We start from the raw sequence: 19,865 nt of genomic DNA, 5'->3' as shown, positions 1-19,865 counted from the left end.
CGGGCCTTTGTTTTTACGACTTCATCCCCATCTGTCATAGCTATGAGCCAAGCCGAATTCGAACCGATCGTCTACCTCAGCGTCTCGGCGCAGGAGGAACTGGTGCCGCTGTCCGAAGCCCGTGTCCCGGTGCTCGACCGCGGGTTCATCTTCGGCGATGGCGTGTATGAAGTCGTCCCCGTTTATGCACACGACGGCGCGCACGTGCCGTTCCGGATCGACCCGCATCTGGAGCGGCTCGCGCGCAGCCTGAAGAAGATCGGCATCGACAACCCGCACGACGCGGCCGGCTGGCGCGCGCTGATCGAGCGCGTGGTCGAGGCGAATGCCGAAGGCCTCGGCGACGGCAACGCGCTCGTCTACCTGCAGGTGACGCGCGGCGTCGCGAAGCGCGGCCATGCGTTCCCGGCGAACGCGGTGCCGACGGTGTTCGCGATGACGAGCCCGCTGCGCCTGCCGCCGGAAGAAGAGCGTGCGAAGGGTGTGCGCTGCGTGACGGCCGAGGATCGCCGCTGGCTGCATTGCGACATCAAGTCGATCTCGCTGCTCGGCAACGTGCTGATGGCGCAGCATGCGGCGGAACACGACGCGTTCGAGACGCTGCAGTTGCGTGACGGCTACCTGACCGAAGGGTCGTCGTCGAACGTGTGGGTCGTGAAGAACGGCGAGCTGCTCGCGCCGCCGCGCAGCAACAAGATCCTCGAAGGGATCCGCTATGCGCTGATCGAGGAGCTGGCCGACGAATGCAAGATCCCGTTCGTCGCGCGCGAGATCAGCGAAGTGGAGTTGCGCTCGGCTGACGAGATCATGATCACGTCGGCCACGAAGGAAGTGCTGCCTGTCACGTCGCTCGACGATCTGCCCGTCCAGGGCGGCAAGCCGGGCCCCGTGTTCGCGGCGCTGTATGACGCGTACCAGCGTGCGAAGGCACGCGAGTTTGAACAGTTTGACCTAACCCGGAGAAAATGATGAGCGAACCGACCAAAACCATCGAGGTCACCGGCGCGATCGATACCCGGAAGGAGTCGCTGCTGGAGTTTCCGTGCGATTTCCCGATCAAGATCATGGGCAAGGCGCACCCGGAGTTCAAGGACACGATCTTCAAGGTCGTCGCCGTTCACGACAACGAGATCGATGTCGAGAAGATCGAGGAGCGCGCGTCGAGCGGCGGCAATTACACGGGCCTCACGATCACCGTGCGCGCGACGAGCCAGGAACAGCTCGACAACATCTACCGCGCACTGACCGGCCATCCGATGGTCAAGGTCGTGCTCTAAGCGCCCGTTCCGGCGCTCCGGGGATCAGCGCAAACGGCCGCTGATCCCTTTCCATCCTCCCTCCAGCGCGCACTCGGCGGGACATTTCCCCGCCGCGCGCCGCGCGTCCAGTTCGTCGCACAGCTGCTGGTATTCCACGACCTGCTCGAGCAGCCAGGACCGGAACGCCTGCACGCGCGGCGTGCTCAGTAGCGGCGGCGGACACACGAAAAAATAGTGCCACGGGCTCTGCCCGTCGATGTCGAACAGGCGCACGATGCGCCCGTCGAGCAGGTCGTGCACCGCGAGCGAGCGGCGCACCAGCGCGATGCCCTGGCCGTCGATCGCGGCCAGCAGCAGGTTCGACGAATCCTGGTACAGCACCCCCCGTTTCGGCTCGGTCAGCGTATCGAGCCCGGCCGCGTCGAACCACGGCCGCCACAGCTCGTCATCCGAGCGCAGCAGGTTGTAATGCACGAGATCGGCAGGCGTCTGCGGCAGCTTGCCGCCGTTCAGCGTCGGTGCGCATGCCGGAAAGAACACCTCCTCGAACAGCGGCTCGACATGCAGCCCCGGATAGGTGCCGGAGCCGAAGCGGATCGCGAGGTCGACGTCGTCGCGCGCGAAATCGGTGAGCGAGTTGGTCGACTGCAGCTCGACGTCGATTTCCGGATGCCGCTCGATGAACGTGCCGATGCGCGGCGTGATGAAGCGCGCGGCGAACGACGACAGCATCGACACCACCAGCCGCCGGTCGCGGTCGCTCGAGCGCACCTCGCGCGTCGCGTCGGCGATCACCATCAGTGCGGTGCGGATCTGCTGCGCATAGCGCATGCCGGCGTCGGTCAGGCACAGCCGCTTGCCGTTGCGCGTGAACAGCTGCACGCCAAGCTCTTCCTCGAGCGCGCGCACCTGGTGGCTGACTGCGCCGTGCGTGACGAACAGCTCGTCGGCGGCGCGCGAGAAATTCTCGTGACGGGCAGCGGCTTCGAACGCGCGAACGGCGTTCAGCGCCGGTAGCTGGCGGAGGTCCATTTGCTAATTTTCCTCACATCGACGTGAAAATTGGTCGTTTTGTCAGACGCCTTGAAGTGACTACGATTGTAGCCATCGAAGCATTTATTGGCGGAGTCGATCATGCAAGAAATTTCTTCAAGCATCACCTTCGAAATCCCCGTGGGCGAAACCGTGCCGATGAAGGTGCAACGCAGCACGCGGCTGATCGTTCAATGCGGGCCGGTCTGGGCGACGCGCAGCAACGACGTCGACGACTACTTCCTGGTCGACGGCGAAACGCTGAAGCTGCGCCGCGGCGAGCGGCTGTGGCTCAGCGCGGAAGGCCGCGAGGGCGCGCGCGTCGCGTTCTCGGTGTCGCGGCCGCCCCGGGAGGTGGCACTCGGCGGGCTGGCACGCCTGCGCGAACGCTTGACCACGCTGCTCCACGACGGCTGGCGCACGGTCTGACCATCATTTCGTCCGACGGATACTGACAATCCGTCCCTTTCCAAGCCCGGCGAGACCCATGGGTTTTCGGTAAACTACCGCCCATGTCCGTCTCGCCGGTTTCCATCGTGTCCACGCCTGTCGCCGTTTCCGCATCGCCCGCCGACTTTCCGGCCCAGCCGGTCGCCGTGCGCTGGCGGGGCTTCGAGGCCTACGAGACGAGCTTCGACGCGATGCGCGCGTTCACCGACACGCGCACGGCCGACACCGGCGACGAGATCTGGGTGGTCGAGCATCCGCCCGTCTACACGCTCGGCCAGGCTGGCGACCCGGCCCACCTGCTGGTGGCCGACAGCGGCGTGCCGCTCGTGAAGGTCGACCGCGGCGGACAAATCACCTACCACGGCCCCGGCCAGATCGTCGTCTACCTGCTGCTGGACCTGCGCCGGCGCAAGCTGATGGTGCGCACGCTCGTGACGAAGATCGAGGAGGCCGTGATCGAAACCCTCGCGGCGTATAATCTCGCTTCGGTCCGCAAGGCGGGCGCGCCCGGGATCTACGTAGCATCCGGCGTACACGAGGGCGCGAAAATCGCGGCCCTCGGCCTGAAGGTCCGCAACGGCTGCAGCTATCACGGGCTGAGCCTGAACGTGAAGATGGATCTGCGCCCGTTTCTTGCGATCAACCCGTGCGGCTATGCCGGACTGGAAACTGTCGACATGGCGAGCCTCGAGGTTGCCGCCGACTGGAACGACGTCGCCCACACGCTGGTGCGCCGTCTGATCGCCAACCTCGACGGCGCATCCGCGGCCGCCGACAAGCCGCAGGCACTGGAACAATCGAATGACTGACGTTACCGCTTCTCCCGCACCGGCCGATTCGGCCGCCACCGCTGCGTACGATCCGACCGCCAAGCAGAAGGCGCAGGCGAAGACGGCGCGCATCCCGATCAAGGTCATTCCGATCGAGAGGCTGAAGAAGCCCGAGTGGATCCGCGTGAAGGCGGCCACCGGCAGCTCGCGCTTCAACGAGATCAAGACGATCCTGCGCGAGCACAACCTGCACACCGTGTGCGAGGAAGCGAGCTGCCCGAACATCGGCGAATGCTTCGGCAAGGGCACCGCGACGTTCATGATCATGGGCGACAAGTGCACGCGCCGCTGCCCGTTCTGCGACGTCGGCCACGGCCGTCCCGATCCGCTCGACGCGGACGAACCGAAGAACCTCGCACGCACGATCGCGGCGCTGAAGCTCAAGTACGTGGTGATCACGAGCGTCGACCGCGACGACCTGCGTGACGGTGGCGCGGCCCACTTCGTCGAGTGCATCCGCGAAGTGCGCGAGCAGTCGCCGGAAACGCGTATCGAGATCCTGACGCCCGACTTCCGCGGCCGTCTCGACCGTGCGATTTCGATCCTGAACGCCGCGCCGCCCGACGTGATGAACCACAACCTCGAAACGGTGCCGCGCCTGTACAAGGAAGCGCGCCCGGGTTCGGACTATGCGCACTCGCTGAAGCTCCTGAAGGACTTCAAGGCGCAGCATCCGGACGTCGCGACGAAGTCGGGCCTGATGGTCGGCCTCGGCGAGACCGAAGAGGAAATCCTGCAGGTGATGCGCGACCTGCGCGCGCACGACGTCGACATGCTGACGATCGGCCAGTACCTGCAGCCGTCCGAGCACCACCTGCCGGTGCGTGCGTACGTGCATCCGGATACGTTCAAGATGTACGAGGAAGAGGCGTACAAGATGGGCTTCACGCACGCAGCCGTCGGCGCGATGGTGCGGTCGAGCTATCACGCCGATCTGCAGGCGCACGGGGCCGGGGTGGTCTGAGCGTCGCAATCCCGCTGCCGTCACACGCAGTCGAAAAAGCCCGCAGCGATGCGGGCTTTTTTGTTGCTGCTGCGGCCATCCGCGCTGCCGCATGGCAATCGTCACCCGACCGGACGCGCGATCCGGTCGAACGTGGAAAGCAAAGCTGAAACGGCATCGATAGCTTCGCAGGATAAGTTCGCTCCCGCCGCGCGCAAAGCTCCTATAGTCGGCTCTCCCGCAGCAATGCCCGCATTCCGAAGGAGAGCCGCATGTCCCGTTTCAGCTTCATCCGCCGCGCCGTCGTCGCGCTGACCGCCTTTGCCGCGCTCGGCGCGGCGCACGCCGAATCGCGCGAAGTCGTGATTGCGTACCAGGACATGGTCGTGCCGTGGCGTTATGCGCAGGCGAGCGGTGAAGTCGAAAAGGCGACCGGCTACAAGGTCACGTTCCGCAAGCTCGACAGCGGCGCCGACGTGATCCGCGCGCTCGCGTCGGGCTCCGTGCAGCTCGGCGAAGCCGGGTCGAGCCCGATCGCGGCCGGCCTGTCGCAGGGCCTCGACATCTCGCTGTTCTGGGTACTCGACAACATCAACGACGCCGAGGCGCTCGTCGCGCGCAACGGCTCGGGCGTCACGAACGTCGCTGCGCTGAAGGGCAAGAAGATCGGCGTGCCGTTCGTGTCGACGTCGCACTTCCATACGCTCGTCGCGCTGCAGGCCGCGGGCGTCAATCCGAACGACGTGAAGATCGTCAACCTGCGTCCGCCCGAAGTCGCGGCGGCGTGGGCGCGCGGCGACATCGACGCGACCTATATCTGGGATCCGGTGCTCGCGAAGGTCAAGCAGTCGGGCACCGTGCTCACGACGTCGGGCCAGGTTGCGAAAGAAAGTGGCAAGGCGACCTTCGACGGCTTCGTCGTGAGCCGCAAGTTCGCGCGCGAGAACCCCGAGTTCGTCACGCGCTTCGTGAAGGTGCTCGCGGCCGCCGATGCCGACTACCGCGCGCACGCGGCGGCATGGAAGGTCGGCTCGCCGCAGGTCGCCGCGGTGGCGAAGGTGTCGGGCGCGAACGCGCAGGACGTGCCGGCCAGCCTCGCGCTCTACGCATTCCCGACGGCGGCCGAGCAGGCGTCGCCGACGTGGCTCGGCGGCGGCGCGCAATCGGGCGCCGCGAAGTCGCTCGCGGCCACGGCCACGTTCCTCAAATCGCAGGGCACGATCCAGGCGGTGCTGTCCGACTATTCGGCCGGCGTCGATCCGCAGTTCGTGCAGAAGGCCGCGCGCTGAGCGCGGCGATCATCGCGGAGTCCTGAGCATGAGCACGCTGGAAGTCCGTCAGGTATCGGTTGCCTATCCGGGCGAGCGCGGCAGGCCGACGACGCAGGCGCTCGCGCGCGTCGACCTGCGCATCGAGGCCGGTGAATTCGTCGTCGCGCTCGGCGCGTCCGGGTGCGGAAAGACGACGCTCCTGAACTGCATGGCCGGCTTCGTCGCGCCGACGACGGGCGACGTGCGCGTCGACGGCGTGCCGGTCGCGGGCCCCGGCGCCGATCGCGGCGTCGTGTTCCAGAAATACGCGCTGCTGCCGTGGCTCGACGTGCTCGGCAACGTCGCGCTCGGGCTGCGCTTCGCGCGCGTGTCGAAGGCCGAACGCGAAGCGCGGGCGCGACAGATGCTCGCGCTCGTCGGGCTCGACAACCATGCGCATGCGCGCGTGTACGAACTGTCGGGCGGGATGCAGCAGCGTGTCGGCATCGCGCGTGCGCTGGCGAGCGACCCGCGCGTGCTGCTGATGGACGAGCCGATGGGTGCGCTCGACGCGATGACGCGCGGCACGATGCAGGCGCTCGTGCTCGACGTGTGGGCGCGCACCGGCAAGACGGTGTTCTTCATCACGCACGACGTCGAGGAGGCATTGTTCCTCGCGACGCGCCTCGTCGTGATGACGCCGGGCCCGGGACGCATCGCGGAAACCTTCGAGCTGCCGTTCGCGCGCCGCTACGTCGAATCGCGCGATGCACGTGCGGTGAAATCGTCACCGGAATTCATCGCGTGGCGCGAGCGGCTGATCTCGTACCTGCATCGCGACGAGGCGGTTGCGGAGCCGGCGTGATGAGCGAACTCGCGCGACACGGCGTGGCCGTCGGGCGCGGCCGTAACAGTACTTTGCACAGGCAGGACAGCATGAGCACGCAGGATTCGTGGACGGCCGATCGTGCGACCGCAGGCTTCGAGCAGGGCGATCGCACGCGGCCTCAGGCGGCGCGTCGTGCGCCGTCGTCGCGCCGTTACCGGCTGCCGGGGGAAGGGAAGACCGCAGGGCTGAGCGCGGCGACGGTCGCGGCGCTGGCCGTGCTGTGGTGGGTCGCGACACATCGCCAGTGGTTGCCGCCGCTGTTCCTGCCCGCACCGGAAGCCGTGTGGGCCGCTTTCGTCGATGCGTGGCACGGCCGCATTCAGGGCGGCCTGCCGCTGTCGGAACATCTGCTGTGGAGCGCGGCGCGCGTGTTCGGCGCATTTTTGCTGGCGACGGCGATCGGCGTGCCGGCGGGCATCCTGATGGGCGTGAGCCGCGTCGCACGCGGCGTGCTCGATCCGCTGCTGGAGTTCTACCGGCCGCTGCCGCCGCTCGCGTACCTGCCGCTCGTCGTGATCTGGTTCGGCATCGACGAAACGGCGAAGCTCGTCGTGATCTTCCTCGCGTGCTTCGCGCCGATCGCGATGGCCGCACGCGCCGGCGTGCGCGCGGCGACGGTCGAGCAGATCAACGCCGCGTATTCGCTCGGCGGCAGCTTCGCGCAGATCGTGCGCCACGTGGTGTTGCCGGCCGCGCTGCCGGAAATCCTCACGGGGCTGCGAATCGCGATCGGGTTCGGCTGGACGACGCTCGTTGCGGCGGAGATGGTTGCCGCGACGGCCGGGCTCGGGCAGATGGTGCTCAACGCATCGAGCTTCCTGCGTACGGACATCGTCGTGATGGGGATCCTGATCATCGGCGCGATCGCGTGGCTGTTCGATCTCGCGATGCGGTGGGTCGAGCGGCGGATCGTACCGTGGAAGGGAAGAGGCTGACGTCGCGCAGGCGGCGCGGGCGACGCACACGCGCCGCCTTTGCCTGCCGCACTCAATCGCCCATCGCGACCCCTTCCCGGCGCGGATCCGCGCCGCCGAACCACACCGTCTGCCCCTGCACGTTCAGCCGCTGGATTCCCTGCAGCCCCGAGTTCATCTCGACGAGCTGCACGTCGTGCCCGCGGCCCTTCAGCCCGTCGGCGAGCGCATCCGACACGCGGCCGCGTTCCAGTTGCGTCGGCCCGTTCATCGACCCGAAGTTCGGCAGCGCGATCGCCTGCTGCATCGTCATGCCCCAGTCGAGCACGCCGACCAGCGTCTTCGCGACGTGATTGATGATCGCGGGGCCGCCGGCCGAGCCGACGATCATCGTCACCTGTTTCGTCTTCTTGTCGAACACGAGCTCCGGCGACATCGCCGAGCGTGGCCGCTTGCCAGGCTGCACGCGGTTCGCGACCGGCCGGCCGTTGTCGTTCGACACGAACGAGAAATCGGTGAGCTGGTTGTTCAGCATGAAGCCGCGCACCATCAGCCGCGCGCCGAACGCATCCTCGATGCTGGTCGTCATCGACAGCGCCTGGCCGTAGCGGTCGACGATCGCGATGTCGGACGTCGACGGCAATTCGGGGCTGCGGTCGTCGGCCATCGCGAGCGTCGCGCCCTGCGGCGCGCCGGCCTGCGCGACCCCCATGCTGTTGTCGCCGATCAGCCGCGCGCGCTGCGCGAGATAGGTCTTGTCGGTGAGGCTCGCCCAGGTGCCGCCCGGCAGCGGCACGAAGTCGGGATCGGCCACGTAGCGTGCACGGTCCGCGTATGCGAGACGCCCGGCTTCGCTGAACAGGTGCGCGGCGAACGGCGTCGGCTCGTAGCCGGCATCGTTGCGCACCGGCTTCTGCGCGCCGATCTGCTGCCAGTCGGGCATCGCTTCGAGGATGCCGAGCATCTGCGCGATCGCGAGGCCGCCCGACGACGGCGGCGGCATCCCGCACACGACCGAGCGCCGGTAGTCGGCGCACAGCGGCGTGCGCACCTTCGCCTTGTAGCGCGCGAGATCCTGCAGCGACAGCAGGCCCGGGTTGGTCGGGTGCTTGCGCACCTTCGTGACGATGTCGCGCGCGATCGCGCCGCTGTAGAACGCGTTCGCGCCGCGATCGGCGACCTGGCGCAGCACCGTCGCGAGCGCGGGGTTCTTCAGCACCGTGCCGGCCGCCTTCGGCGTGCCATCGGCGTTGTAGAAGTACGCACGCGCGGCCGGGTCGTTCTTCAGGTACTTGTCGTTCGCGATCAGCGTCGCGAGCCGCGGGCTGATCGTGAAGCCGTGCTCGGCGAGCCGGATCGCCGGCTGGAACAGCCGGCGCCACGGCAGCTTGCCGTGCGCGCGGTGCGCGGCGTCGAGCATGCGCAGCACGCCCGGCGTGCCGACCGAGCGCCCGCCGACGACACCTTCGTAGAAGCCCATCGGCTGGCCGGTCGGCCCGTAGAACAGCCGGTCGGTCGCGGCGGCCGGCGCGGTTTCGCGGCCGTCGTATGCCTGCGTCGCCTTGCCGTCGAAGTACAGCATGAACGCGCCGCCGCCGATCCCCGACGATTGCGGCTCGACCAGCGCGAGCACCATCTGCGTCGCGATCGCGGCGTCGATTGCGGTGCCGCCGGCCTTCAGCATGTCGTAGCCGGCCTGCGTCGCGAGCGGGTTCGCGGCAGCGATCATGAAGTGCTGCGAAGTCCAGCCCGGCTTGTCGGTCCAGCCGGACGACAGTTCGGGCGCATGAACGCCGGGCAGCGGGACGGCCGCGCCCGATGCGGCGGCGACCGGGACGACGGCGCCCGACGGCGCGGACGGGGACGTGCAGCCGGCGTTGAGGGCGACGAGCGCGACGGCGGCAAGCAGCGTCCAGGGACGCGAAGGCGGGCGAATCCGGTCGAACATTGAACCCTCGGCAGCAGTGAATGCGAATGAGGCGATGGCGCCGGCGCAACGCGGCTGCCGGCCCCGGCGCGCTATTGTCGCCGCGCCGCCGGCGGATTGTCATCCGACAGAAAACCCTGACGCATCCCGCCGGGCCCGCCCCGGCCGGTCTTTCCGGCCTGTTCGAGGATGAACTCTATGAACGTCGACGTCGCGCGCGTGTGGTGCCGGTTCGGCATGTACAGCATGTACATGTGCGTGCCGAAGATGCTGAGCCGGTACGCGTCGAGCGACGTGACGACGGTGCCGCGCCGCATGTCGTCCTGCATCACGTAGTCGGGCACGATGCCGACGCCGATCCCCGCGAGGATCGCCTGGCGCAGGAACAGGAAGTTCTCCGAAATCAGCGTGGGCTCGAGCAGTACCTCGTGGCGCTCGTCGCCGAGATACGCGGCGATCCGCAACTGCCGGCCCATCACCGTCGCGGTGACGACCGGCGCGGCGGCCAGCGCGCCGAGGCTCGACGGCATCCCGTGCGCGGCCGCGAATGCGGCCGACGCGCACGCGACGTAGCGCACCGCACCCATGTCGCGCGCGACGAGGTTCTGCGGCGGCTCCGGCATCACGCGCACCGCGATGTCGATCTCGTCGCGCATCAGGTCTTCCACGCGGTTCTCGAACACGACGTCGAGCACGATGCCCGGATGCAGCCGCTTGAACGCGAGCAGCCATTCCGACATCACCATCTGCCCGTAGCCGCTCGGCACCGACAGCCGCACGCGGCCCTGCAGGTCCTGGCCGAGCGTCGTCACCGATTCCTGCGCGGCGAGCAGTTCGTTGCGGATGCGCCGGCCGTGCTCGTACAGCTTCAGTCCGATCTCGGTCGGCTCGATGCGCCGCGTCGTGCGCCGCACGAGCTGCTGGCCGATCGAGCGTTCGAGCTGGTTCAGCCGGTAACTGACGTTCGCGCGGCTCATCTTGAGCCGCTGCGCGGCCTTGCTGAGATTGCCCGCGTCGAGGATCTCGACGAGCAGCGTCAGCGCATTCAGGTCCATGCTCCGAGTCTCCTGATCCGTCCCGTTTAACGGTCGGAAAGCATCCAGTGTCAAGTCAGACTTGACAGCTTGTAAAAGCGAGAGGGAATTGTCAATGAATCTCGATCAATCGAGAATCGGGTCATGCTTGGTGCACAGATCGCCGTGGGGTCGGAGTAGGCGCTGAAGCGCCAACTCTGACCATCCACGCCATGGGGCTCGAGTAAGCGCTAAAGCGCTAACTCGGGCCGACAGGAGAAACCATGAATTCCCCCGCCACCCCCCAAACCGGCACGGTCACGCGCGAGCGCCGCGACAAGGTGCTCGTCGTCACGATCGACCACCCGCCCGTCAACGCGCTGTCCGCCGCCGTGCGGCAGGGCCTGGCCGACGCGCTCGACGCCGCGCAGGCCGACGACGCGATCCGTGCGGTGCTGATCGTCGGCGCCGGCCGCAACTTCATCGCGGGCGCCGACATCCGCGAATTCGGCAAGCCGCCGGTGCCGCCGTCGCTGCCCGACGTGTGCGAGCGGATCGAATCGGGCACGAAGCCGGTCGTGGTCGCGCTGCACGGCGCGACGCTCGGCGGCGGCCTCGAAGTCGCGCTGGCCGCGCATTACCGGCTCGCGGTGCCCGGCGCGAAGCTCGGGCTGCCCGAAGTCACGCTCGGCCTGCTGCCCGGCGCGGGCGGCACGCAGCGCGCGCCGCGCCTGATCGGCGCGAAGGCCGCGCTCGACCTGATGCTGACGGGCCGCCATGCGAGCGCCGAGGAGGCGCTCGCGCTCGGCCTGGTCGACCGCGTCGCGCACAGCGACGACACGCTCGCCGAAGGGCTCGCGTACGCGCAGGAACTCGTGTCGCTCGGCGCACCGGTGCGCCGCACGCGCGATGCGCAGGGGCTCGCCGATCGCGCGGCCGCGCAGGCTGCGATCGACGCGGCGCGCGCGGAGCTGCCGAAGAAATCGCGCGGGCTGTTCTCGCCGGCGAAGATCGTCGACGCGGTCGAGGCCGCGCTCACGCAGTCGTTCGACGCGGGGATGAAGTTCGAACGCAGCCTGTTCCTGCAATGCATCGACAGCCCGCAGCGCGCGGGCCTCGTGCACGCGTTCTTCGCGGAGCGCGAAGCGGCGAAGGCGCCCGAGGCGCGGCGCGCGAGCGCGCGGCCGGTCGAGCGGATCGGCGTGGTCGGCGGCGGCACGATGGGCGCGGGCATCGCGGTCGCGGCGCTCGACGCCGGGCTGCCGGTGACGATGATCGAGCGCGACGAAGCATCGCTCGCGCGTGGCCGGGCGCACGTCGAGAAGGTGTACGACGGCCTCGTCGCGAAAGGGCGGATGACGCCGGCCGCGCATGCGGCGCGGCTTGCGCGCTTCAAGGGCAGCACGTCGTACGACGCGCTCGCGCAGGCCGACGTCGTGATCGAAGCCGTGTTCGAGGACATGGCCGTCAAAAAGGCCGTGTTCGCCGAGCTTGCGCGCGTATGCAAGCCGGGCGCGGTGCTCGCGACCAATACGTCGTACCTCGACATCGACGAACTGGCCGCGAGCACCGACCGGCCGGCCGACGTGATCGGCCTGCATTTCTTCTCGCCGGCCAACGTGATGAAGCTGCTCGAGATCGTCGTGCCGTCGCGCGTGAGCGCAGACGTCGTCGCGACCGCGTTTGCGCTGGCGAAGCAATTGAAGAAGACGCCGGTGCGCGCGGGCGTGTGCGACGGCTTCATCGGCAACCGGATCCTCGCCGTCTATCGCACGGCGGCCGACTACCTGATGGAAGACGGCGCGTCGCCGTACCAGATCGATCGCGCGGTGCGTGCATTCGGCTTCCCGATGGGCCCGTTCCAGGTCGTCGACCTCGCGGGCGGCGACATCGGCTGGGCGACCCGCAAGCGCCGCGCGGCAACGCGCGACCCGCATGCGCGCTACGTGGAGATTTCCGACCGGCTGTGCGAGCGCGGCTGGTTCGGGCAGAAGACGTCGCGCGGCTACTACCTGTACCCGGACGGCGCGCGCATCGGCACGCCGGACCCGGAAGTCGACGCGATCGTCGCGGAAGAACGTGCGAAGAAGGGCGTCGCGCCGCGCACGTTCACCGACGACGACATCCTGCGCCGCTACCTCGCCGCGATGATCAACGAAGGCGCGAACGTCGTGCACGAGAAGATCGCGCTGCGCCCGCTCGATGTCGACGCGGTGTTCCTGTACGGCTACGGCTTCCCGCGCTATCGCGGCGGCCCGATGCACTACGCGGACACGGTCGGCCTCGCGAACGTGCTCGCCGATATCCGCGCGTTCGCGAAGGAAGATCCGCTGTTCTGGAAACCGTCGCCGCTGCTCGTCGATCTCGTCGCGCGCGGCGCGGATTTCGCGAGCCTGAACCGCGTCGACTGAACGCCCACCGCATTCGCAACGGAACGAAGATGGACCTCAATTTCACTCCCGAAGAGGAAGCCTTCCGCACGGAAGTGCAGCGCTTCCTGCAAGCCGGACTGCCCGAGCGCATCGCGCGCCAGGTGAAGGGCGGCCTGCACCTCACGCGCGACGACATGCGCGAATGGCACGCGATCCTCAACGCACGCGGCTGGCTCGCGAGCCACTGGCCGAGCGAATACGGCGGCCCCGGCTGGAGCGTCGCGCAGAAGTTCCTGTTCGACAACGAATGCGCGCTCGCGGGTGCGCCGCGCATCGTGCCGTTCGGCGTGAACATGCTCGGCCCCGTGCTGATCAAGTACGGCAACGAAGCGCAGAAGCGCCACTGGCTGCCGCGCATTCTCGACGGCACCGACTGGTGGTGCCAGGGCTACTCGGAGCCGGGCGCCGGCTCCGATCTCGCGGCGGTGAAGACGAGCGCGGTGCGCGACGGCCATCACTACGTCGTGAACGGCCAGAAGACGTGGACCACGCTCGGCCACTACGCGAACATGATCTTCTGCCTCGTGCGCACCGCGACCGACGTGCGCAAGCAGGAGGGCATCAGCTTCCTGCTGATCGACATGGACACGCCGGGCGTCGAGGTTCGCCCGATCATCACGCTCGACGGCGAGCACGAGGTGAACGAGGTGTTCTTCACCGACGTGCGCGTGCCGGTGGAGAACCTCGTCGGCGAAGAGAACCGCGGCTGGACCTACGCGAAGTACCTGCTCACGTACGAGCGCACCAACATCGCGGGGATCGGCTTCTCGACGGCTGCGCTCGACCGGCTGCGCGCGGTGGCCGCGAAGGTCACGAAGAACGGCAAGCCGCTCGCGGACGATCCGTTCTTCGCGGCACGCGTCGCGCGTGTCGAGATCGAACTCGAGAACATGCGCACGACCAACCTGCGCGTGCTGGCGGCGGTCGCGGGCGGCGGCGCGCCGGGCGCGGAAAGCTCGATGCTGAAGATCCGCGGCACGCAGATCCGTCAGGAGATCACCGCGCTGATGCGGCGCGCGATGGGGCCGTACGCGCAGCCGTTCGTCGACGACGCGCTCGATGCCGGTTACGACGGCGAACCGGTCGGCCCGGACGAAGCCGCGAGCGCCGCGCAGCAGTACTTCAACAACCGGAAGCTGTCGATCTTCGGCGGCTCGAACGAGATCCAGAAGAACATCATCGCGAAGATGATGCTCGGGCTGTAACGAGGGACGCGACGATGGATTTCCAGCACACAGAAGACCGCCGGATGCTGGCGGATACGTTGAACCGATTCATCGCCGAACAGTACGCGTTCCCGGTGCGCGATCGCATCGCGCAGTCGGCCGCAGGCTTCGATCGCGCGATGTGGCAGCGCTTTGCTGAACTGGGCACGGTCGGTGCGCTGTTTGCCGAAGCCGATGGCGGTTTCGGCGGCGCGGGTTTCGACATCGCCGTGGTGTTCGAATGCCTCGGGCGCGGGCTCGTCGTCGAGCCGTTCCTTGGCGCGCTGCTCGCGGGCCGCGCGCTGTCGCTCGCCGGCGGCGCCGCGCATCGCGACCGGCTCGCCGCGTTGATCGACGGCAGCGCGAGCGCCGCGTTCGCGCACGACGAACCGGGCTCGCACTATGAACTGACGACCGTGCGCACGCGGGCCGAACGCTCGGGCGACGGCTGGGTGCTGACGGGCGCGAAGGGCGTCGTCGACCAGGCCGCGCAGGCGGCGTTCTTCGTCGTCAGTGCGCGCGTGTCCGGGCAGGACGACGACGCGGCCGGCATGGGCCTGTTCGTCGTGCCGGCCGATGCGCCGGGCGTGACGCTGCGCGACTACCGGAAGATCGACGGCGGCCGCGCGGCCGAAGTGCGCTTCGAGCGCGTCGCGCTGCCGGCCGATGCGGCGCTCGGCGCGCCCGACGGCGAAGCGGGCGTCGCGCTGCTCGAACGCGTGCTCGGCTACGGGCTGCTCGCGCTGTCGGCGGAAGCGCTTGGCGCGATGGACGTCGCGAAGGAGCACACGCTCGAGTACCTGCGCACGCGCAAGCAGTTTGGGCTGCCGATCGGCAGCTTCCAGGCGCTGCAGCACCGGATGGCCGACCTGCTGCTCGAAGTCGAGCAGGCGCGCTCGGCCGTGATCAACGCGGCCGCGCAGCTCGACGCGCCGCGCGTGGTGCGCGAACGCGCGCTCGCGGCCGCGAAAACCACCATCGGCCGGATCGGCACGCTCGTCGCCGAGGAGAGCATCCAGCTGCATGGCGGGATCGGGATGACGTGGGAGCTGCCGCTGTCGCACTACGCGAAGCGCCTCGTGATGATCGATCACCAGCTCGGTGATGAAGATCACCATCTCGCGCGTTATATCGCGCTGTCGAAACAGTAAAGGCGCAAGACGCGAATGGAGGAGACAAGGATGACGAACGAACCGCGCGCGTTGCCGCTGGCCGGCGTGAAGGTGCTCGATTTCTCGCGCGTGCTGGCAGGCCCGTGGTGCGCGATGGTGCTCGCCGATTTCGGCGCGGAAGTGATCAAGGTCGAGCATCCGGTGCGCGGCGACGATACGCGCGACTGGGGCCTGCGGATCGGTGACACCGAAACCACCTATTTCAACAGCGTGAACCGCAGCAAGCGCTCGATCTGTCTCGACCTGCAGACTGACGAAGGGCGGCGGCTCGCGCGCGAGCTGGCCACGCAGGCCGACGTGGTGCTTCACAACTTCAAGTTCGGCGGCGCGGAAAAACTCGGGCTTGGCTACGACGCACTGGCCGAACTGAATCCGCGCCTCGTGCACTGCGCGATCTCCGGCTACGACCGGTCGGGCGCCGAGGCTGCGCGGCCCGGCTATGACCTTGTCGTGCAGGGAGAGGCCGGGCTGATGGCGCTGAACGGCGAGGCTGGCCAGCCGCCGCTGAAGTTCGGCGTCGCGGCGGTCGACCTGTTCACCGGCATGTATTCGGCGCAGGCGATCCTCGCCGCGCTGTACGAACGCCACGCAACCGGGCGCGGGCGGCGCATCGAGATGGCGCTGTTCGACTGTGGGCTGATGATCACCGCGTACTACGGGCTCGACGCGCTGCTGATGGGCGAGGATCCGCCGCGCTATGGCAACGCGCATCCGTCGATCGTGCCGTACGGCGTGTTCGACGCGGCCGACGGCCCGCTCGTGATCACGGTCGGCAACAACACGCAGTTCGCACGCTTTTGCGATGCGATCGAGCGGCCCGACCTCGCGGCCGATGCGCGCTACAAGACCAACCTCGGCCGCTCGGAGAATCGCGCCGACCTGCTGCCCGAGATTCGTCGCGAACTCGCACGCCGGTCGCGTGCGACGCTGCTCACCGCGCTCGCCGACGCGGGCATTCCATGCGGCGAAGTGCTTGGATTGCACGAGGCGCTGACGTCCGAACGAGCAACGAGCGCCGGGCTCGTCACGCGGCAGCCGCATCCGGTCGCGGGCGGCGTCGACGTGCTGGCGCCGCCGTATCGCTTCGACGGCGCTCGGCTGCCGGTGCGCGGTGCGCCGCCGGTGCTCGGTGCCGATACGGATGCGGTGCTCGGCGGCTGGCTCGGGATGTCGGCCGACGAGGTCGCGCGGCTGCGTGCGGATCGCGTCGTGTAACGGATGTCTTTACGCCACGGCGCGGGCGGGTTCGGATCACGCGCCGGCCATCCACAAATCTCCTCGCGACGACGAGGAAGAAATGGAGACACCATGGAGCTTTCCGTCATCGAATCGGTCACGGCGCGCCGTGACTACCAGCAGCTCGTGCGCGCACGGCGCCGCTTCAGCTTCACGCTCACGGCGCTGATGATCGCCACGTACTACGGCTTCATCCTGCTCGTCGCGCTCGCGCCGCACGTGCTTGCGGCGCCGCTGTACCGCGGCGCGACGACGACGGTCGGGATCGCCGTGGGCGTCGCGATCATCCTGGTCGCGATCGGGCTGACCGCGTGCTACGTGCTGCGTGCGAACCGTGCGTTCGACCGCCGCGTCGACGCGATCCTGCAGCGTTCGTGATGGAGGCCGACATGCGACGTACCTCGATCGCGCCCGGCGCGCTTGCTGCTTCCCTCGCCCTCGTTTCCTCCGCCGCCCATGCGGTATCCGTCGCGGGCCCGATGCCCGACAAGGTCGAACTGAACCCGGTCGCGATCGGGATGTTTTTCGCGTTCGTGTTCGCGACACTCGCGCTCACGCGCTGGGCCGCGCGGCGCACGCGCTCGACGCGCGACTTCTACACGGCCGGCGGCGGCATCACCGGGCTGCAGAACGGGCTCGCGATCGCGGGCGACTACATGTCGGCCGCGTCGTTCCTCGGGTTGTCCGGGATGGTGTTCATGTTCGGCTTCGACGGGCTCATCTATTCGATCGGCTTTCTCGTCGGCTGGCCGTTCGTGATGTTCCTGATCGCCGAACCGCTGCGCAACCTCGGCAAGTTCACGTTCGTCGACGTCGTTGCATACCGCTTCGCGCAACGGCCGATCCGGCTGCTGACGTCCGCGAATTCGCTGACGATCGTCGTGCTGTACCTCGTCGTGCAGATGGTCGGCGCGGGCAAGCTGATCCAGCTGCTGTTCGGGCTGTCGTACGGCACGGCCGAGCTGATCGTCGGCGTGCTGATGGTGGTCTACGTGTTCTTCGGCGGGATGACCGCGACGACCTGGGTGCAGGTGATCAAGGCCGTGCTGCTGCTGTGCGGCGCGACGCTGCTCGCGTTGCTCGCGCTCGGCGAATTCGGTTTCAGCGTCGACGAGATGTTCCGCCGCGCGGTGGCCGTGCATCCGGGCGCGCTGTCGATCATGGGCCCCGGCAAGCTGATCCGCGATCCGGCCAACGCGCTGTCGCTCGGCATCGCGCTGATGTTCGGCACGGCCGGCTTCCCGCACATCCTGATGCGTTTCTTCACGGTGCCGAACGCGAAGGAGGCGCGCAAGTCGGTGCTCTACGCGACCGGCTTCATCGGCTACTTCTACCTGCTGACCTTCGTGATCGGCTTCTCGGCGATCGTGCTGCTCGCGCAGCATCCGGAATTCTTCCGGCTCGGCGCGAACGGCACGTTCAACCTGACCCACGACCTGCTCGGCGGCTCGAACATGGTCGCGGTGAAGCTCGCGCAGGCAGTCGGCGGGAACTGGTTCTACGGGTTCATCGCGGCCGTCACGTTCGCGACGATCCTCGCGGTGGTCGCGGGCCTGACGCTCGCCGGCGCGACGACGATCTCGCACGACCTGTATGCGCAGATGTGGGCGCGCGGCAAGCCCGACGAGCGCCTCGAAATGCGCATCTCGCGCGCGGCGACGATCGTGCTGTCGGCCATTGCGATCGCGCTGTCGATCCTGTTCGAGCACGTGAACGTCGCGTTCATGGTCGGGCTCGTCGCGGCGGTGGCCGCGAGCGCGAATTTCCCGGTGCTTGCGATGTCGATCTTCTGGCGCGGGATGACGACGCGCGGCGCGGTGCTCGGCGGCGGCCTCGGTCTCGCGTCGGCGGTAGTGCTCACGGTGCTGTCGAAGTCGGTGTGGGTCGACGTGCTGCACCACGCGCATGCGCCGGTGTTCCTCGACAACCCGGCGCTCGTGTCGGTGCCGCTCGCGTTCATCGGGATCGTCGTCGGCTCGCTCGCGGATCGCGGCGAGCGCGCACGGCGCGAGCGTGACGCGTTCGAGCAGCAGGAGTTTTATGCGCAGACGGGTGTGCTGGCGGGTGAGGCCGTGCAGCACTGATTCGTGATTGATGGCGGTGAAACCCCCCGGAGGATTGAGATCTTTCGGGGGTTCTCGTTTTGGGGGCGGGGCGCGGGGGCATCGTCGGGACAGACGGTACTTGCGACAAAGGTTGACCGGGGCAGTCTGGTTCGATCACGGATAGAACCAGGGCAACTCACCGATATGGCGGACGCCAAGTCGCGGGAAACTCCACTTTCGAATTCGTCCAATAGACGTGGATCTCGCAATAGTTAATCGTTGCCGCAGGGCGTTCAGCGAGCAGCTTAACTATGGCTATCCAATTCGACTTGCGCTTTACCTTCACTGCCGGTGACGAGTCGTTCGATGTGGTGGAGTTCACGCTGCATGAGGGGTTGTCCGAGACCTTTTTGTTGCAAGTGGAATTGGCCAGCGCGAATCCCGCCATCGACTTCGGTCAGGTGCTCGACTGCAATGGCCTGCTCACGATCTGGCAGGGCGGCGTACCCGTGCGTTACGTGCACGGCGCGGTGTCAAGTTTCGTGCAAGGCGACACAGGCTTCCGGCGGACCCGCTATTCGGCCGTAGTCGAGCCGCGCCTGGCGCGCCTGAAGCTGTCTTCCGACTGGCGCATCTTCCAGACGTTGAGCGTTCCGGAGATTGCGCAGGCCGTGCTCAAGGCGCATCACCAGACGCTGGATTACGAGCAGCGCGTCACCGCCGAGCATCTGGCGCGCGAGTATTGCGTGCAGGCCGGCGACACCGATTACGATTTCATCGAACGCATCCTGCGCGAGGAGGGCTTTTTCTACGCCTTCCAGCACAAGGCCGACGGCCACCGCCTGATCCACTGCGATCGCCTCTTTATCTTTGGCCGGCAGCAGGGCGAGCCGGTGCTGTACAACCCGGCACCTGGCGGCGACCTGCCGCAGCCGTGCCTGCGCACACACGGTGGATATCGGCGGGCATCTAACGCAGCGCGTGCAGGGCCGTGCCGAACTGGAGGCGGGGCAAGCCATTCGGCATCGCACCAAGGTTGTCGAGTTGCAAGCCGGCGAGGTAATCCGCCTGCGTGGCCCCGGCGGCACGATCACGCTGGATGGCAGCGGCGTGGAGATCGAGGCCATCGCCATCCGCGTGAAGGGCCCAATGGTCCAGGATCGTAAGGGTGCTGGGCACGCGCTTTCGCTATCTGGCGATTCGGTATTCGGTGATCCGCCGGATGACGCTTTCTACCTGACCTTCTCGGGCGATGCCTAAGCACGCGG

The 19,865-nt window shown here is 67.9% G+C and carries 18 protein-coding genes; 15 read left to right on the top strand and 3 right to left on the bottom strand.

Annotation, left to right across the window (positions count from 1 at the left end):
- The first annotated feature begins 42 nt into the window (after positions 1-42).
- Both ACWMMN_RS15385 and ACWMMN_RS15380 read left to right on the top strand, forming a co-directional pair.
- Complete coding sequence (locus ACWMMN_RS15385; protein WP_059233092.1) at positions 43-969, top strand: D-amino acid aminotransferase; 927 nt, start codon at positions 43-45, stop codon at positions 967-969.
- On the top strand, positions 969-1,277 hold the full coding sequence (locus ACWMMN_RS15380; RefSeq protein ID WP_011353335.1) for an HP0495 family protein: 309 nt from the start codon (positions 969-971) through the stop codon (positions 1,275-1,277). Before ACWMMN_RS15385 ends, ACWMMN_RS15380 begins: the two co-directional genes overlap by 1 nt.
- Before the next feature lie 24 nt (positions 1,278-1,301).
- On the opposite strand, the gene ACWMMN_RS15375 is transcribed toward ACWMMN_RS15380, so the two are convergent.
- Entirely contained in the window at positions 1,302-2,291 is a 990-nt protein-coding gene (locus tag ACWMMN_RS15375; RefSeq protein WP_059233093.1) for a transcriptional regulator GcvA, read from the bottom strand.
- A gap of 102 nt (positions 2,292-2,393) precedes the next feature.
- Here ACWMMN_RS15375 and ACWMMN_RS15370 point away from each other — a divergent pair, with 102 nt between their 5' ends.
- From ACWMMN_RS15370 to ACWMMN_RS15345, 6 genes are all read left to right on the top strand, one after another.
- On the top strand, positions 2,394-2,720 hold the full coding sequence (locus ACWMMN_RS15370; RefSeq protein ID WP_174994463.1) for a DUF2917 domain-containing protein: 327 nt from the start codon (positions 2,394-2,396) through the stop codon (positions 2,718-2,720).
- An 83-nt stretch (positions 2,721-2,803) separates the two neighbouring features.
- Positions 2,804-3,550, top strand: a complete 747-nt coding sequence (gene lipB, locus ACWMMN_RS15365) for a lipoyl(octanoyl) transferase LipB (protein ID WP_486422825.1) — start codon at positions 2,804-2,806, stop codon at positions 3,548-3,550.
- The gene (lipA, locus tag ACWMMN_RS15360; protein ID WP_059233095.1) at positions 3,543-4,535 is read left to right on the top strand and encodes a lipoyl synthase; all 993 of its coding nucleotides are present in this window, start codon (positions 3,543-3,545) and stop codon (positions 4,533-4,535) included. Before lipB ends, lipA begins: the two co-directional genes overlap by 8 nt.
- A gap of 251 nt (positions 4,536-4,786) precedes the next feature.
- Positions 4,787-5,803 (top strand): taurine ABC transporter substrate-binding protein, encoded by a 1,017-nt coding sequence (gene tauA / locus ACWMMN_RS15355; RefSeq protein WP_059233096.1) that lies wholly within the window; start codon positions 4,787-4,789, stop codon positions 5,801-5,803.
- A 28-nt stretch (positions 5,804-5,831) separates the two neighbouring features.
- Entirely contained in the window at positions 5,832-6,629 is a 798-nt protein-coding gene (locus ACWMMN_RS15350; RefSeq protein WP_174994461.1) for a taurine ABC transporter ATP-binding protein, read from the top strand.
- On the top strand, positions 6,629-7,588 hold the full coding sequence (locus ACWMMN_RS15345; protein ID WP_486422824.1) for an ABC transporter permease subunit: 960 nt from the start codon (positions 6,629-6,631) through the stop codon (positions 7,586-7,588). The genes ACWMMN_RS15350 and ACWMMN_RS15345 overlap by 1 nt, the downstream gene beginning before the upstream one ends.
- 52 nt (positions 7,589-7,640) lie before the next feature.
- On the opposite strand, the gene ggt is transcribed toward ACWMMN_RS15345, so the two are convergent.
- Positions 7,641-9,515: a gamma-glutamyltransferase gene (ggt, locus tag ACWMMN_RS15340; protein WP_059233099.1), complete on the bottom strand. Its 1,875-nt coding sequence runs from the start codon at positions 9,513-9,515 to the stop codon at positions 7,641-7,643.
- Between the two features lie 71 nt (positions 9,516-9,586).
- On the bottom strand, positions 9,587-10,549 hold the full coding sequence (locus ACWMMN_RS15335; RefSeq protein WP_059233100.1) for a LysR family transcriptional regulator: 963 nt from the start codon (positions 10,547-10,549) through the stop codon (positions 9,587-9,589).
- Positions 10,550-10,791: 242 nt separating this feature from the next.
- Between ACWMMN_RS15335 and ACWMMN_RS15330 the strand changes: the two genes are divergently transcribed.
- The 7 genes from ACWMMN_RS15330 (at position 10,792) to ACWMMN_RS15300 (ending at position 19,763) form a co-directional block, all read left to right on the top strand.
- Positions 10,792-12,918: a 3-hydroxyacyl-CoA dehydrogenase NAD-binding domain-containing protein gene (locus ACWMMN_RS15330; protein ID WP_486422823.1), complete on the top strand. Its 2,127-nt coding sequence runs from the start codon at positions 10,792-10,794 to the stop codon at positions 12,916-12,918.
- Positions 12,919-12,947: 29 nt separating this feature from the next.
- Entirely contained in the window at positions 12,948-14,144 is a 1,197-nt protein-coding gene (locus tag ACWMMN_RS15325) for an acyl-CoA dehydrogenase family protein (RefSeq protein WP_342702980.1), read from the top strand.
- Positions 14,145-14,158: 14 nt separating this feature from the next.
- Entirely contained in the window at positions 14,159-15,295 is a 1,137-nt protein-coding gene (locus tag ACWMMN_RS15320; protein ID WP_342702978.1) for an acyl-CoA dehydrogenase family protein, read from the top strand.
- Between the two features lie 30 nt (positions 15,296-15,325).
- Positions 15,326-16,531: a CaiB/BaiF CoA transferase family protein gene (locus ACWMMN_RS15315; RefSeq protein WP_340624502.1), complete on the top strand. Its 1,206-nt coding sequence runs from the start codon at positions 15,326-15,328 to the stop codon at positions 16,529-16,531.
- A 93-nt stretch (positions 16,532-16,624) separates the two neighbouring features.
- Positions 16,625-16,930 (top strand): DUF485 domain-containing protein, encoded by a 306-nt coding sequence (locus ACWMMN_RS15310; protein WP_059233105.1) that lies wholly within the window; start codon positions 16,625-16,627, stop codon positions 16,928-16,930.
- 11 nt (positions 16,931-16,941) lie between these two features.
- Positions 16,942-18,636, top strand: coding sequence for a cation acetate symporter (locus ACWMMN_RS15305; protein ID WP_486422822.1), 1,695 nt, complete (start codon positions 16,942-16,944; stop codon positions 18,634-18,636).
- Between the two features lie 272 nt (positions 18,637-18,908).
- A complete protein-coding gene (locus ACWMMN_RS15300; RefSeq protein WP_486422821.1) occupies positions 18,909-19,763 on the top strand; it encodes a type VI secretion system Vgr family protein in 855 nt (284 codons plus the stop codon).
- Positions 19,764-19,865: the final 102 nt, after the last annotated feature.

Source organism: Burkholderia cepacia complex sp. TUM26381, from assembly GCF_057439935.1.
Note: the sequence above shows the minus strand (reverse complement) of the source record. Positions and strands in the feature narration are given on the sequence as shown.

Coding starts and splice junctions, on each gene's coding strand:
- ACWMMN_RS15385 (WP_059233092.1), top strand. CDS start 43: ATGAGCCAAGCCGAATTCGAACCGATCGTCTACCTCAGCGTCTCGGCG.
- ACWMMN_RS15380 (WP_011353335.1), top strand. CDS start 969: ATGAGCGAACCGACCAAAACCATCGAGGTCACCGGCGCGATCGATACC.
- ACWMMN_RS15375 (WP_059233093.1), bottom strand. CDS start 2,291: ATGGACCTCCGCCAGCTACCGGCGCTGAACGCCGTTCGCGCGTTCGAA.
- ACWMMN_RS15370 (WP_174994463.1), top strand. CDS start 2,394: ATGCAAGAAATTTCTTCAAGCATCACCTTCGAAATCCCCGTGGGCGAA.
- lipB (WP_486422825.1), top strand. CDS start 2,804: ATGTCCGTCTCGCCGGTTTCCATCGTGTCCACGCCTGTCGCCGTTTCC.
- lipA (WP_059233095.1), top strand. CDS start 3,543: ATGACTGACGTTACCGCTTCTCCCGCACCGGCCGATTCGGCCGCCACC.
- tauA (WP_059233096.1), top strand. CDS start 4,787: ATGTCCCGTTTCAGCTTCATCCGCCGCGCCGTCGTCGCGCTGACCGCC.
- ACWMMN_RS15350 (WP_174994461.1), top strand. CDS start 5,832: ATGAGCACGCTGGAAGTCCGTCAGGTATCGGTTGCCTATCCGGGCGAG.
- ACWMMN_RS15345 (WP_486422824.1), top strand. CDS start 6,629: ATGAGCGAACTCGCGCGACACGGCGTGGCCGTCGGGCGCGGCCGTAAC.
- ggt (WP_059233099.1), bottom strand. CDS start 9,515: ATGTTCGACCGGATTCGCCCGCCTTCGCGTCCCTGGACGCTGCTTGCC.
- ACWMMN_RS15335 (WP_059233100.1), bottom strand. CDS start 10,549: ATGGACCTGAATGCGCTGACGCTGCTCGTCGAGATCCTCGACGCGGGC.
- ACWMMN_RS15330 (WP_486422823.1), top strand. CDS start 10,792: ATGAATTCCCCCGCCACCCCCCAAACCGGCACGGTCACGCGCGAGCGC.
- ACWMMN_RS15325 (WP_342702980.1), top strand. CDS start 12,948: ATGGACCTCAATTTCACTCCCGAAGAGGAAGCCTTCCGCACGGAAGTG.
- ACWMMN_RS15320 (WP_342702978.1), top strand. CDS start 14,159: ATGGATTTCCAGCACACAGAAGACCGCCGGATGCTGGCGGATACGTTG.
- ACWMMN_RS15315 (WP_340624502.1), top strand. CDS start 15,326: ATGACGAACGAACCGCGCGCGTTGCCGCTGGCCGGCGTGAAGGTGCTC.
- ACWMMN_RS15310 (WP_059233105.1), top strand. CDS start 16,625: ATGGAGCTTTCCGTCATCGAATCGGTCACGGCGCGCCGTGACTACCAG.
- ACWMMN_RS15305 (WP_486422822.1), top strand. CDS start 16,942: ATGCGACGTACCTCGATCGCGCCCGGCGCGCTTGCTGCTTCCCTCGCC.
- ACWMMN_RS15300 (WP_486422821.1), top strand. CDS start 18,909: ATGGCTATCCAATTCGACTTGCGCTTTACCTTCACTGCCGGTGACGAG.